This window comes from Microlunatus sp. YIM B11417 (assembly GCF_059617205.1).
The window spans coordinates 1-13,193 of the sequence record NZ_JCAMPJ010000014.1; the positions used below are offsets into that span (position 1 = coordinate 1).

Below are 13,193 nucleotides of genomic sequence, written 5' to 3' on the forward strand. Positions count from 1 at the left end.
TGATCTTGAACCATCCGGACCGCACGGTCTCGGACCTGCTTCGGATACTGCTTCGGCATGACACCGATCCTCTCGTAAAGGACCGGCCCCAAACCCGTGACGCTTCAAAACCGCTGCTTTGGTGACCGGTCGGCGGGGGTTTTTGGGGGTGGTGCGTCAGGCTTGCGGGGGGCGGGTCATGGAGAGGACGTCGAGGGCCTGGTCGAGTTGCTCCTCGGTCAGCTTGCCGTCGGCGACGAAGCCGGAGTCGATCACGACCTCGCGGATGGTGCGGCCCTCCTTCAGGGCGCGCTTGGCGACGGCGGCGGCGTTCTCGTACCCGATGTAGCGGTTCAGTGGCGTGACGATCGACGGCGACGACTCGGCCAGCGTGCGGCAGTGGTCGGCGTTGGCGACGATGCCGGAGACGCAGCGGTCGGCCAGCAGGCGGCTCACGTTCGCCAGCAGGCGGATCGACTCCAGCACGTTGCGGGCGATCACCGGGAGCATCACGTTCAGCTCGAAGTTGCCGGCCGCGCCGGACACGGTCACTGCGGCGTCGTTGCCGATCACCTGCGCGCAGACCATCAGCGTCGCCTCGCAGAGCACCGGATTGACCTTGCCCGGCATGATCGACGAGCCCGGCTGCAGGTCCGGCAGCGCGATCTCGCCGAGTCCGGCCCGCGGCCCGGAACCCATCCAGCGCAGGTCGTTGGCGATCTTGGTCAGCCCGACCGCGATCGTCTTCAGAGCGCCGGACAGCTCGACCAGGCCGTCCCGGGCACCCTGCGCCTCGAAATGATCACGGGCCTCGGTCAGTGGCAGCCCGGTCTGCTCCGCGATGATCGCGATCACCGACGGGGCGAAGCCGGCCGGCGTGTTGATCCCGGTGCCGACGGCGGTGCCGCCGAGCGGCAGCTCGGCCACCCGGGGCAGGGCCGCCTCGAGCCGTTCGACCCCGTACCGCACCTGCGCGGCATAGCCGCCGAACTCCTGGCCCAGCGTCACCGGCGTCGCGTCCATCAGATGGGTACGGCCGCTCTTGACCACCTCGGCGAACTCCTTCGCCTTGCCGGCCAGGGATTCCTCGAGGTGCCGCAGGGCCGGCGTCAGCGTGTTGATCACACCGTCGGTGGCCGCGATGTGGATCGCGCTGGGGAAGACGTCGTTGCTGGACTGGGACGCGTTCACATGATCATTGGGGTGTACGTCGACGTCGCCGCGGCTGGCCAGCGAGGCGATCACCTCGTTGGTGTTCATGTTGCTCGACGTACCCGAGCCGGTCTGGAACACGTCGATCGGGAACTCGCGATCGTGCTTGCCGTCGGCGACCTCCGCGGCGGCTGCGATGATCGCGTCGGCCAGTGCTGCGTCGAGCACGCCGAGCTTGGCGTTGGTCTGGGCGGCGGCGCCCTTGATCCGTGCCAGGGCAGCGATCAGGGCCGGCTCGATCGGCGTACCGGAGATCGGGAAGTTCTCCACCGCACGCTGGGTCTGGGCCCGCCACAGCGCCGCGGCCGGGACCTTCACCTCGCCCATCGTGTCGTGCTCGATCCGGAAGTCCTGGTCGCTGGAAGTCGTCGTCATGCAGCCATTGTGGCGCAGCCGCTCCGGAACGGTTCGGGGGCCGGGCCGCGTCAAGGTATATGCGAATCGCATACAATTTTGGCATGACGACAGCAACGCTGGAAGCGGCCGTGAACCGCTGGCACGAGGCGGTCAACCGCCGGTCGGCCGACGAGGCCAGGGCCGCCGTGACCGATCCGGTGGTGGTGCTCGGCCCGAAGGGCGCCGGCCGGATCGGCGCCGACGACTTCGTCGACTGGATCGACCGCTCGGGCATCACGCTGACCGCCCGGTCCTGGCATCCGGTGGGCGACCGGTTCCTCGTCGTCGAGCAGGACGCCCGCTGGCCCGCGGACGACGGCCCGACCCGGGTCGCCACCGTCTTCCGGTCCACCGGCGGCCGGGTGTCGGCGGCGCTCCGGCTGCCCGACCTGCGGTCCGCGCTCGACCTGGCCCTGATCTGTTCCGAGCTGGACGAGACGCCGTGACCGACCGCCCCGGCCCCGGGCAGACGATGTTCGAGTTCGTCCGCTACTGGGCCCGGCGGGGGACCGGCGACGGGGAACTGGCTCGGCGCGGCCGCGACGTCCAGGTTACCGAGGCGGTCCGGGCGCTCGCGGACCGGCCGCCGGTCGGCGTCAACGAGGTCGCCGCCGAGCTCGGCCTCGACCAGTCCGGAGCCTCCCGGATGATCAAGGACGCCACGACTGCCGGCTACCTGGCCCTGGTCCGGTCGGCCGAGGACGGGCGGCGGCGCACGATCACCGTGACGGCTGCCGGCGAGGAGCTGCTGGCGGGCGCCCATCGCTGGCAGGAGCAGGTCTTCGCCGAGCTGACCGAGGACTGGACCCCGCGCCAGCGGCAGGATCTCCGGCGGTCGCTGCGCCGACTGCTGGACAAGGCCCGCCGCATCGGTTCATGATCATCTCGACTATGGTGCGGGCATGGCCGAGGAGCTGACCGAGCGGATGGAACGGCTGATGGGACCGCTGCCCGGTGCGGAGCGGCGGGTCCCGCTGGACGTCGAGCTGGTCGAGGAGGTCGACCGCGGCGATCACCTGCGCCGCTTGATCACGTACTCCGCCGAACCGGGTGCCCGGACGCCGGCCTACCTGCTGCTGCCGAAGGCAACGCTGGACGGCGGTCCGCCCGCCCCCGGGGTGCTGGCGCTGCACCCGACCGAGCACACGATCGGCCACCGGGTCGTGGTGGAGCCGCTCGGCGCCAGGAACCGCGACTATGCCCGGCGGTTGGTCGAGGCCGGGTTCGTCGTGCTCGCTCCGGCGTACCCGCTGATGGCCGATCATCAGCCCGACCTGACCGCGCTCGGGTACGTCAGCGGCACGATGAAGGCGATCTGGGACAACATTCGCGGCCTGGACCTACTGGACCAACTGCCCGAGGTGGCGGCCGGCGGCTACGGCGTGATGGGGCACTCCCTGGGCGGCCACAATGCGATCTTCACCGCGGTCTTCGAGCCGCGGCTCCGGGCCCTGGTCTGCAGTTGCGGCTTCGACTCGTTCGCCGACTACATGGGCGGCGACCTGGCCGGCTGGCGCCAGGACCGCTATCTGCCGCTGCTGGCGCCGGACGCGCTGCCACCGTTCGACTTCGACGAACTGCTGGCCGCGCTGGCCCCGCGCGACGTCCTGGTCAGCGCGCCGCTGGGGGACACCAACTTCGGCTGGCGCAGCGCGGCCCGGATGGCCGACCGGGCCCGGCCGGCCTACGTGGCCGCGGAGGCGGCGGACCGGCTGACGGTGCTGCATCCGGACTGCGGCCACGACCTGCCCGATCCGGTGCTGGAACGCGCGATCACGTTCCTGGGTGAAGCGATTGGGGCCGCGGGCTCGCGTCTGTGAGGATGGGTGCATGGCACGGCAGAAGCGGCAGGCGAGCGCGGGCGACATGATCCGTTCGCTGCTGGTCATCCTGGTGCCGCTGGTGATCATCTCGTTCCTGTTCACCCGCAACGTCGATGATCATCCGGTCGAGGCGGTCGACCCGGTGCCGGTGTTGACCCAGGCCCGGGCGGAGGCTCCCTACCCAGTGCTGGCGCCGGCGAACCTGCCGGCCGGGTGGACGCCGACCCGAGTCGCCTGGGAGCCCGACGGTTACGACGGCGCACCGCCCCGGCAGCTGTGGCAGATCGGGTATCTGTCGCCGGACCGGATCTATCTTGCGGTGAATCAGAGCCCGGACACCGACCCCCTCGTCGGGCCGCAGACGAGGGACGGCGTGCCGGACGGCGTGAGCAAGATCGGCGACACCGCCTGGGAAAGGCGGGCCAGCGCCGACGGCCGTACCCGATCGTTGGTGTTGATCACCCGACAGGTCAGCACGGTGATCGTCGGCGACACCGACTACGCCGCGCTGGAGGCGTTCGCCGGAACCCTGCAGGCGGGCTGAAAGCGGGCCTCGGGGCGGGGTGCCGGATCCTCGTCGATGGGCTCCCTGGCAGCGAGGTCGGCCGCGTGTCGTTGCGCGTCCCGGTCACCGCGCTCGTCGTACCCGGGACGAAAGCTGGGACGGCGGCGCCGCGTGAACTCCAGCACGCCGATGATCGCCACCACCAGAACCGCGAAGGCCAGAAGACTGATCATGGCAATAATTCTTCTGCCGAAGAGTTACTGCCACAATTGGCAGTCTGGACATTGTGCGAAGGATTTCTGCCACTATCCTGAGGCCATGGTCCTGCGTACGGTGAGCGTCCTGCTGGTCGAGCCGGTGTCGGTGTTCGAGTTCGCGCTGGCGACCGAGGTGTTCGGTCTCGACCGGCGCGACAACGGGATCGAACCCCTCGACTTCCGGGTCTGCACCGAACGTCCGGGCAAACCCCTGCGGACCAAGACCCTGTCGCCGTTCACCATCACCGCGACCGACGGCCTCGACGCCGTGGCCGGCAGTGACCTGGTGATCATGTCGGCCACCCTGCCGCGGACCCCGACCGGCTATTCGCCGGCCCTGCTGCAGACCCTCCGGGACGCCCATGACGAGGGCGCCACGATCCTCAGCCTGTGCTCTGGATCCTTTGCGCTGGGGGCCGCCGGGCTGCTGGACGGCCGGGCCTGCACCACCCACTGGATGTATTTCGACACCATGGAGCGGGCCTTCCCCAAGATCAAACTCGACCGCACCGCGCTCTACGTCCAGGACGGCCGGGTGATCACCAGTGCCGGCACCGCGGCCGGGATCGACGCCTCGCTGCATCTGGTCCGGGCCGAGCTCGGCACCAAGGTGGCCAACACGATCGCGCGCCGGATGGTGGTCCCGCCGATCCGTGACGGCGGCCAGCAGCAGTTCATCGACCTGCCGATACCGGAGAACTCGGCCGACAGTCTGGCCCCGACGCTGTCCTGGGTGGCGGCCCATCTCGACCGGAACCACACGGCCGCGTCGCTGGCCCAGCGGGCGATGATGAGCGAGCGGACCTTCGCCCGTCGGTTCGCCGCCGAGGTCGGCACGACGCCGCACAAGTGGCTCATCCAGCAGCGGGTGCTGGCCGCGCGCAGCCTGCTGGAGGAGTCCGATCTCGGGATCGAGCAGATCGCCGAGCGGGTCGGGTTCAACTCGGCCGTCGTCCTGCGTGATCATTTCCGGCGCCAGGTCGGGCTGGCGCCCGCCGACTACCGGCGTCGCTTCGTCGCCTGAATTCGCCGCCGCCGGGTGGTTGACACCGGATTCGCCCGACGTTAGTTTGAAATCGATTTCGCCTGGCCCGCACAGCCGCGGACCGGGCGGGGTGGAGCAGCGGGATTTGCGGATCACACAGGGGTGAGCATTGACGCACGGAGGCGAATCGGCGCCCGGTGAGCAGCCTGCTGCGCCGCTGGTGGAGCTGCGCGGGATCAGCAAGCGGTTCGGTGGCGTGCTGGCCTGTCGCGAGATCGACCTCGAGGTGCGGCCCGGCGAGGTCCATGCGCTGCTCGGCGAGAACGGCGCCGGAAAGTCGACCTGCATGAACATCCTGTCCGGCGTGATCACCGACTTCGACGGCAGTCTGCTGGTCCGCGGCCGTCCGGTCCGGTTCGGCGGGCCGGCCGACGCGCAGGCTGCCGGGATCGCGATCATCCATCAGGAGCTGGACCTGGTCGGCGACCTCACCGTGGCCGAGAACATGTTCCTCGGCCGCGAGCTCCGGACTCCGTTGCGGACCATCGATCTGCGGTCGATGCGGGCGGCCGCCGCCGAACAGCTGCGCCGGCTCGGCATCACGATCGACGTCCGGCGCACGGTGCGTTCGCTCCGGGTCGGGGAGCGGCAGCTGGTCGAGATCGCGCGGGCCCTGCTGCTCGACGCCGCCGTGTTGATCATGGACGAACCGACCGCCTCGCTCGCCGACGCCGAGGTACGGCAGCTGTTCGCGGTGATCGACGCGCTGCGCCGGGAGGGCGCCGGGATCGTCTACATCTCGCACCGGATGGAGGAGATCGAGGAGATCGCGGACCGGGCGACCGTGCTGCGCAACGGCGCGGTGGCCGGCTCGGTCACCGAGCCGGCGGCCAGCCGGGAGACGATCATCACGCTGATGGTCGGCAGCAAGCCGGACGCCCTGTTCGGCGACGAGTCACAGCCGGCCGCGACCGCGACGGCGGAGCCGGTGCTGAGCGTCAGCGGGCTGCGCTACCGGCGGCGCTGGCCGGTGCCGGGACGGACCGACCCGGACGGGATCGACCTGGACGTACGGCCCGGCGAGATCGTCGGCCTGGCCGGCCTGATGGGCGCCGGCCGGACCGAACTGCTGGAGACGCTGTACGGGGCGGCGGCCGGCGGCCGGGTCGAGGGCATGATCACCGTGGCCGGCCGGCGCTATCGGCCGAGCCGACCGGCCCGGGCGCTGCGGAACCGGATCGCCTTCGTGCCGGAGGACCGGCGCGGTTCGGGCCTGGTCCTTGATCATTCCGTGCAGCACAACCTGATCCTGGCTTCGCTCGCCTCGGTGACCCGGCTCGGCGTGGTGCTGGGCGGCCGGGAACGTGCTGCCGTGCGCGGGCAGGTGAGCGACCTGGCGATCCGGGCCGCCAGCCCGCGGGTGCCGGTCGGCACGCTGTCCGGCGGCAACCAGCAGAAGGTGGTCTTCGGGCGGCAGTTGCTGACCGGGCCGCGGGTGCTGCTGCTGGACGAGCCGACCCGCGGCGTCGACATCGGTGCCAAGGCGGAGATCTACCGGCTGCTGCACCGGCTCGCCGCGGACGGCACGGCGGTCCTGCTGGCCTCGTCGGAACTGCCCGAGCTGACCGGGGTCTGCGACCGGGTCCTGGTGCTCCGCCGGGGCCGGATCGCGGCCGAACTGCCCGGCGACGCGGACCATGATCAGATCCTGGCGCTCGCCATGGGCGACGACAACTCTCGGGAGGCGACTCGATGATCAGCCCTGCGACCGGCTCGGACGCCCTGCGCGGGCAGCCCGGCAACGACGTGGTCCGGTCCCGCGGAGCGGCGGTGCTGGACCGGGTGTTCCAGTTCCAGAGCCTGTTCGGGCTGGTCGCGGTCTTCGTCGTCGCGATCATCGCCTCACCGCGGCGCAACGGAGACCTGGTCTTCCTCAGCCCGGGCAACCTCGGCAACATCGTCCGGGCGATGTCGGAGATCGGCATCATCGCGATCGGGATGACCTTCGTGATCTTGATCGGCGGGATCGACCTGTCGGTCGGCGCGATCCTCGGGCTGTCCGCGGTCGGCACCGCGGCGCTGCTGGTCAACAACGGCCTCGGGATCGCCGAGACGGTGTTGATCGTGCTGCTGATCGGCACCGCGATCGGCGTCCTGCAAGGGCTTGCGGTGGCCCGGCTGGGCATCCAGGCGTTCATCGTCACCCTGGCCGGGTTACAAGTCGCGCGCGGCCTGGCCAGGATCTGGTCCGGTGGGGTCGGCATCCCGATCGCGTACGGGGACGGACCGCTGGAGGCGCCGCCGGCGTTCTCGGTGCTGTCCGGCTCACTGAACGGGATCCTGCCGGTGCCGGCGGTGATCTTCGCCGGGCTGGGCGTGATCGCGATCCTCGTGCTGCGCTACACGGCATTCGCCCGGCACGTGTACGCGATCGGCGGCAACGAGAAGGCGGCCCGGCTGGCCGGCGTCCCGGTCCGCCGGGTCAAGATCATCGTCTTCGCGATCTGCGGCTTCACCGCTGCGGTGGCCGGCATCATCCATGCCGGCCAGCTCAATCAGGGCAGCCCGAACGACGGTTTCGGGTACGAGCTCGACGCCATCGCCGCCGTCGTCATCGGCGGCACCAGCCTGGCCGGTGGCTCCGGCACCATGATCGGCACGCTGGCCGGGGCGCTGCTGCTCGGCATCCTCAACAACATCCTCGGCCTGAACAACATCGACGCCAACATCCAGCTGCTGATCAAGGGGCTCGTGATCATCGCCGCTGCGGCGTTGCAGCGGTTCCGCCCCTCGGTCAGCTGACCAACACCGAACTCAGGAGGTATCCCGGCATGATCAACGCATTCGACATCCGCAGGATCCGGACGATGCTGGCCGTCGGCCTGGCATCCGGGGCGCTGGCGCTGTTCTCGGCCTGCACCGTGACCGCGGACCCGGGCTCCGGACCGCAGCAGCAGGAGGGCAACTGCGGGCCCGACCGGGAATACGCGATCGGCATGTCCCAGGCCAACAACGCCGAACCGTACCGGGAGGTGATGAACTCCGACATCACCACCGCCGCGGCCGCGGTGCCCGGCTTCAAGGTGACCGTCGCCGACGCCGCCCAGGACAACAGCAAGCAGGTGTCCCAGGTGGAGAACTTCATCACCCAGCAGATCGATCTGCTGATCATCTCGCCGAACGAGGCGAAGCCGCTCACCGCCGTCGTCAAGAAGGCCTACGACGCGGGGATCCCGGTGATCGTGCTGGACCGCAAGGTCGAGGGCGATGCGTACACGGCGTTCATCGGCGGCGACAACGTCGCGATCGGCAAGGCGGCCGGCGAGTACTACGCCAAGACCCTGCTGCCGGACGGCGGCAAGGTGGTCGAGATCAGCGGCCTGGCCGGCTCGACCCCGGCGGCCGAGCGGGCCCAGGGTTTCCGGGAGGGGATCGCCGGCAACGACAAGATCGAGATCGTGGCCAGCCAGTCCGGCGAGTGGCTGCGGGAGAAGGGCCAGTCCGTCATGGACGCGCTGCTCAAGGCGAACCCGGACATCGACGCCGTCTACGCCCACAACGATCCGATGGCCGAGGGCGCCTACCTGGCCGCCGACCAGGCGAAGCTCGCGGACAAGATCAAGTTCACCGGGATCGACGCGCTGCCGATCCCGTCGGGCGGCATCAAGGCCGTCGAACAGGGCCGGCTGCAGGCCACCTTCGTCTACGCCACCGGCGGCCGCGAGGCGATCGACCTGGCCAAGCAGATCCTGATCGACTGCAAGAAGGACGTCCCGAAGTCGACCACCCTCGGCACCGAGCAGATCACCAAGGAGAACGCCACCGAGATGTACGGCAAGCTCGGCGGCAAGGGCTGACCCGTTGGTTCGTGCCCTCAGTGAGCGTCGTGGCCTACTCGGGCTGCTCGACGATGCTCCAGGCGTCGACGGCCGCGTCACCGAGCGCGGACAGCTCCCGGGTGAGTTGATCACGCAGGGTGGCCAGCAGCTCGGCGGACGCTGGGTCGCCGGCGATGGAGTGCAGTTCGTCCGGGTCGGCCTGGAGGTCGTACAGCTCCTCGTGCTCGCGCAACTGGCGGTAGTCGGTGCCCATCCCGGCCCGGGTCGGGCTCTCGTCCAGGTCGGTCGGCAGGATCAGCCGCGGACCGGGATGCAGGTTGCGGATGTACTTGTGCGTCTCGGTGCGCAGGGCCCGCATCGGGTCGTAGATCTCGTGCAGGTCCTTCATCGACAGGATCTGCGACCGCCGCTCGACCGGCTCGCCGCGGAGCAGGCCGGCCTGGCTGACGCCGTCGACGTCGCAACTGCCGCCGGCCAGGTCGACCAGGGTGGGAGTGAGGTCGACGTGGCTGATCAACTGGTCGACGACGGTCGGGCCGACCTGCCAGGCCGGCGGTGGCACCATGATCAACGCGATCCTGATCCCGGAGTCGTAGAGCGTGGACTTGGCCCGCGGGAACGGCATCCCATGGTCGGTGGTGAAGATGATCAAGGTGTTGTCGGCGTCCGGCCGAGCCCGGACGGCGTCGATCACGCGCCCGGTGGCGGCGTCGGCGCGGGCGATCGACCGGGCCATCCAGGCCAGGTCGGTCCGGGTGTGTTCGTTGTCAGGCAGGAAACCGGGCACGATCACCCGGTCCAGCTCGTCCTGGCTCGGCGGCTGCTCGTCGCGCTGATCGGGTCCGAGCACCTCGTAGTCGCGGTGCACCTCGGTGAACCCGACGGTGAGGAAGTACGGGCTGTCGGCCGGCTGCCGGGCCAGCCAGTCCTCGGCGAGGTCGGTCACCGGCCCGCAGAACTGACCGCCGCCCGGAGTCTGCATCACCTCGTCGAAGCCGATCGAGTTCGGGTCGACCGCCTCGTGCTGCATCCCGGCCAGCGCGGTCCGGTAGCCGAGCTCACCGAGCAGCATCGGCAGCGTCCGGATCCCTTCCCGGTAACGGGATCCGCGGTGGGCCAGGCCGTGGTGGCCGTGCCGCGGCGGGTACAGGCCGGTGAACAGCGAGGCGCGGGCCGGGGTGCACAGTGGGGTGGCACAGAAGGCCGCGTCGAACCGCAGCCCGTCCTCGGCCAGCGCGTCCAGCCGCGGACTCTCGACGTCGGAGTGGCCGTAGCAGCCCAGCCGGGTGCCCAGGTCGTGCCAGTGGATCAGAACGATGTTCGGTGCGGTCAACGCTGCTCTCCTCCAAAGGTCCGGGTCGCCTCGCGTCCGTACCCGGTGATGGTCAGTCGATCTTCGTACAGGCGGACGACGGCGTACGCGTTCTGCTCGGTGTCCACCATCCCGGCGAAGGTCACGGCCGGTCTCGCTCCGAGACGGCTCAGCCCGCCGGAATGATCATGACCGCAGAAGTACGCCAGCAGCGGACTGCCGGGCCGGGTCAGGACGCGGCCCAGCTCCGCGGCGTTGAGCACGGCGTGGTCGTAGACCGGAGTCACCGGCTGGTGCGCGAAGATCACGACCGGCTCCCCGGCCGCGGCCGCGGCGTCGAGTTGATCACCGAGCCAGGCCAGCTGCGCCCGGTCGACCCCACCGTTCCAGGGCTGCGCATTCGGCTCCCCGGCAGCCAGCCGACGGCCGAGCTCGGCAACGCCGCGGTGCCAGGCGGGCGAGCCGGGCGGCAGATCGATCACGCCGAGCCGGTTGGTGTCCAGCACCACGAACCGATGCCCGCGCACGGTCCAGCCGTAGTAGGGCCCGGGCATCCCGAACGCCGCCACGGCCGCCGCGAGATCGCCGTCGAAGCCGGCCAGATCATGATTGCCGAGGCAGTGGTGCACCGGGGCCCGGGACTCGGCGAGCACGTCGAGCACCGGTCGGAGATCATCGGCCGAGCTGTCGATCAGGTCGCCGAGGCTGATCACGAAGGCAAGATCATCGGCGTTGAAGGTGGCCACCGCCTCGGCCAGCTTGGCCCGGCTGAGCGGATAGTGCCGAACCGGGTGCGGGTCGCTCCGACTCTCTGCCGCGTACTGACAGTCGGCCACGACGCCGAAGGACAGGACCGGAGTCTCGTCGTCCCCGTCGCCATCCACGGCCTCAGCCTATCGGGGTGGTCCCGGCGTCGAGCGCGTACGGTGTGCCCGGTGACCACCTCCCCGATCGTCGGCGCCACCACCGGAGTGCGGGTTCCCGCCCAGCCGGTGCAGGCCTGGCTGAGCCGCACACTCGGCCGGCCGGTCGGCTTCAGGACCGGTGAGCAGCGCCCACTCACCGGCGGGCTGTCCGAGGGCGGCATCGACCACGTCCGGCTCGTCGTCGACGGTGATCCGGCGGCGGAGGTCGGCCTCGTGATCAAGCGGACCGGCCCGAACGAGGCGGCCGCGCTCCGGCTGCTGGCCCCACTCGGCGAGCCTTCGGTCCCGGAGCGGATCACCGACGGCGAGGACGACCGGGGCAGCTGGATCGTCACTCCCTTCTATCCCGGCGAGCCGGTCGGGATCGTGGGGCAGGCGCCAGTGCCGGACTTCGCCACCATGGCCCGGGTGCACGCCCGGCACCTGGACCGGCCGGACCTGCCCCGATCCCTGGAGCGGATCGACGCCGGCTTCTGCCGCCGGCTGCTCACCGAGTTCGTACCGGAGACAGCGAAGCAGGCCGCCGGTGTCGGCGACCAGGCAGTGCGCCGGGCAGCTCGGCTCGCCGATGATCACGCGTTCCTGACCGCACCGCAGCGGTTCGGCGCGACGCTGCTGCACGGTGACCTCTACGGCCTCAATGTGCTGCAGCGGGTTCCGGCGCGGCCCTGGCCGATGATCATCGACTGGAACACGGCCCGGGTCGGCCCGCCGATGTTCGACGTCGCCATGGCCGGCGCCCTCGCGGGCGATGATCGTTTCCGGGCCTACCAGGCGGCCTGGACGGCGGCCGCCGGCCCGGTCCCGGCGCCGACCGTGCTGGAGCACGCCTGGGCTACGGCCTTGATCAACACCGGCTTCGCGGCCGTCGTCGCGCGGCGCGGCGATCCGGCCGCCGGCGCCGCGATGCTGGACACGGCCGAGCAGGCCTATGCGGCCTTCCGGACCGCAGCCGAGGGCACACGCCGGTGACCGCCGAGCCCCGGCCGGACCTGCTGGCGGCGGCCCGCGACGGGGACCAGGCGGCCTTCGGGCTCCTGGTCGAGCCGTTCCGCCGGGAACTGCACCAGCACTGCTACCGGCTGCTCGGCTCGGTCCACGACGCCGACGACGCGGTGCAGGAGACCCTGGTCCGGGCCTGGTCGGCGATCGGCCGCTTCGACGGCACGTCGCCGCGCCCATGGCTCTTCAAGATCGCGACCAACCGGTGCCTGACCGCGCTGGCGGCGTCGCGGCGCCGGGAGCTGCCGACCGACCTCTCGCCGGAAGCCACCGGAACCGAACCCGAGTGGCTGGAGCCGTATCCGGACGCCCGGCTCGGGCCGGAGGCCGGCTATCTGGCCCGGGAGCGGGTCGAGCTCGCCTTCGTCGCGGCGCTGCAGCAGCTGTCGCCCGTGCAGCGGGCGGCCCTGGTGCTGCGGGAGGTGCTGGAGTTCCCGGCCCGCGAGGTGGCCGAGCTGCTCGGCACCTCGGTGCCGGCCGTGAACAGCGCGCTGCAACGGGCCCGCGCGGTGATCCGGGAGCGGACGCCGGGCCGCTCCCAGCAGCGGGAACTGGCCGCGCTGGGCGTCGAGGCCCGCGAACTGGCAGCCCGCTATCGCGCGGCCTGGGAGGCGTCCGACATCGGGGGAGTGGTGGCCCTGCTCGCCGAGGACGTACGGCTCTCGATGCCGCCGCTGCTCGCCTGGTACGACGGGAAGGCGGCGGTCCGGGACGCGCTGGCCGCGGAGCCGCTGACCCACCGGTGGCGGCTGGTCCCGACCGGGGCGAACGGGCAGCTGGCGTTCGGCTGCTACCGCTGGTACGAGGAGCGCGGCCGGTTCGTCGGCGAAGGGGTCAACGTGCTCACGGTCAGGGACGGCCGGATCACGGCGATCACCGCGTTCCTGCTGCCCGAGCTGGAGTCGTACGGCCTGCCGGCGGAACTTCTCGAACCGGAGCGATGAGTTCCGGGGGTCG

At 70.9% G+C, this 13,193-nt stretch carries 14 protein-coding genes; 10 read left to right on the plus strand and 4 right to left on the minus strand.

The genetic code is table 11. The annotated features are described in order from the left end of the window. Positions 1-156: 156 nt before the first annotated feature. Positions 157-1,566 (minus strand): class II fumarate hydratase, encoded by a 1,410-nt coding sequence (locus AC6CCG_RS32945; RefSeq protein ID WP_496659092.1) that lies wholly within the window; start codon positions 1,564-1,566, stop codon positions 157-159. Positions 1,567-1,649: 83 nt separating this feature from the next. Between AC6CCG_RS32945 and AC6CCG_RS32950 the strand changes: the two genes are divergently transcribed. From AC6CCG_RS32950 to AC6CCG_RS32965, 4 genes are read left to right on the plus strand one after another with little or no spacing between them, the layout of a single operon-like run. Beyond that, positions 1,650-2,033, plus strand: a complete 384-nt coding sequence (locus AC6CCG_RS32950) for a hypothetical protein (RefSeq protein WP_496659093.1) — start codon at positions 1,650-1,652, stop codon at positions 2,031-2,033. Then, positions 2,030-2,467: a MarR family winged helix-turn-helix transcriptional regulator gene (locus AC6CCG_RS32955; RefSeq protein WP_496659094.1), complete on the plus strand. Its 438-nt coding sequence runs from the start codon at positions 2,030-2,032 to the stop codon at positions 2,465-2,467. The genes AC6CCG_RS32950 and AC6CCG_RS32955 overlap by 4 nt, the downstream gene beginning before the upstream one ends. Before the next feature lie 22 nt (positions 2,468-2,489). Continuing rightward, entirely contained in the window at positions 2,490-3,407 is a 918-nt protein-coding gene (locus AC6CCG_RS32960; protein WP_496659095.1) for an alpha/beta hydrolase family protein, read from the plus strand. 10 nt (positions 3,408-3,417) lie between these two features. After that, the gene (locus tag AC6CCG_RS32965; RefSeq protein WP_496659096.1) at positions 3,418-3,954 is read left to right on the plus strand and encodes a DUF4245 domain-containing protein; all 537 of its coding nucleotides are present in this window, start codon (positions 3,418-3,420) and stop codon (positions 3,952-3,954) included. Here the strand turns inward: AC6CCG_RS32965 and AC6CCG_RS32970 are convergent. Then, complete coding sequence (locus AC6CCG_RS32970; protein WP_496659097.1) at positions 3,909-4,148, minus strand: hypothetical protein; 240 nt, start codon at positions 4,146-4,148, stop codon at positions 3,909-3,911. The genes AC6CCG_RS32965 and AC6CCG_RS32970 overlap by 46 nt on opposite strands. Before the next feature lie 85 nt (positions 4,149-4,233). Between AC6CCG_RS32970 and AC6CCG_RS32975 the strand changes: the two genes are divergently transcribed. The 4 genes from AC6CCG_RS32975 to AC6CCG_RS32990 all read left to right on the plus strand — a co-directional run bounded on the left by AC6CCG_RS32975 (position 4,234) and on the right by AC6CCG_RS32990 (position 9,014). Continuing rightward, positions 4,234-5,196 carry a GlxA family transcriptional regulator gene (locus tag AC6CCG_RS32975; protein WP_496659098.1) on the plus strand — a complete coding sequence of 321 codons (963 nt, stop codon included), beginning with the start codon at positions 4,234-4,236 and terminating at the stop codon, positions 5,194-5,196. Between the two features lie 130 nt (positions 5,197-5,326). Then, positions 5,327-6,913 (plus strand): sugar ABC transporter ATP-binding protein, encoded by a 1,587-nt coding sequence (locus AC6CCG_RS32980; RefSeq protein WP_496659099.1) that lies wholly within the window; start codon positions 5,327-5,329, stop codon positions 6,911-6,913. Beyond that, on the plus strand, positions 6,910-7,959 hold the full coding sequence (locus AC6CCG_RS32985; RefSeq protein WP_496659100.1) for an ABC transporter permease: 1,050 nt from the start codon (positions 6,910-6,912) through the stop codon (positions 7,957-7,959). Before AC6CCG_RS32980 ends, AC6CCG_RS32985 begins: the two co-directional genes overlap by 4 nt. A 29-nt stretch (positions 7,960-7,988) precedes the next feature. Beyond that, positions 7,989-9,014, plus strand: a complete 1,026-nt coding sequence (locus AC6CCG_RS32990; RefSeq protein WP_496659101.1) for a substrate-binding domain-containing protein — start codon at positions 7,989-7,991, stop codon at positions 9,012-9,014. Positions 9,015-9,048: 34 nt separating this feature from the next. Here AC6CCG_RS32990 and AC6CCG_RS32995 read toward each other — a convergent pair whose 3' ends face one another. Together AC6CCG_RS32995 and AC6CCG_RS33000 are read right to left on the minus strand one after the other, a co-directional pair. Beyond that, positions 9,049-10,329, minus strand: a complete 1,281-nt coding sequence (locus AC6CCG_RS32995; RefSeq protein WP_496659102.1) for a sulfatase family protein — start codon at positions 10,327-10,329, stop codon at positions 9,049-9,051. Then, positions 10,326-11,192: a metallophosphoesterase gene (locus AC6CCG_RS33000; RefSeq protein ID WP_496659103.1), complete on the minus strand. Its 867-nt coding sequence runs from the start codon at positions 11,190-11,192 to the stop codon at positions 10,326-10,328. The genes AC6CCG_RS32995 and AC6CCG_RS33000 overlap by 4 nt, the downstream gene beginning before the upstream one ends. Positions 11,193-11,243: 51 nt before the next feature. On the opposite strand from AC6CCG_RS33000, the gene AC6CCG_RS33005 reads away from it, so the two are divergent. Further along, the gene (locus AC6CCG_RS33005; RefSeq protein WP_496659104.1) at positions 11,244-12,206 is read left to right on the plus strand and encodes a phosphotransferase; all 963 of its coding nucleotides are present in this window, start codon (positions 11,244-11,246) and stop codon (positions 12,204-12,206) included. Beyond that, positions 12,203-13,180 carry an RNA polymerase subunit sigma-70 gene (locus AC6CCG_RS33010; RefSeq protein ID WP_496659105.1) on the plus strand — a complete coding sequence of 326 codons (978 nt, stop codon included), beginning with the start codon at positions 12,203-12,205 and terminating at the stop codon, positions 13,178-13,180. The genes AC6CCG_RS33005 and AC6CCG_RS33010 overlap by 4 nt, the downstream gene beginning before the upstream one ends. The last annotated feature ends 13 nt before the right edge of the window (positions 13,181-13,193 follow it).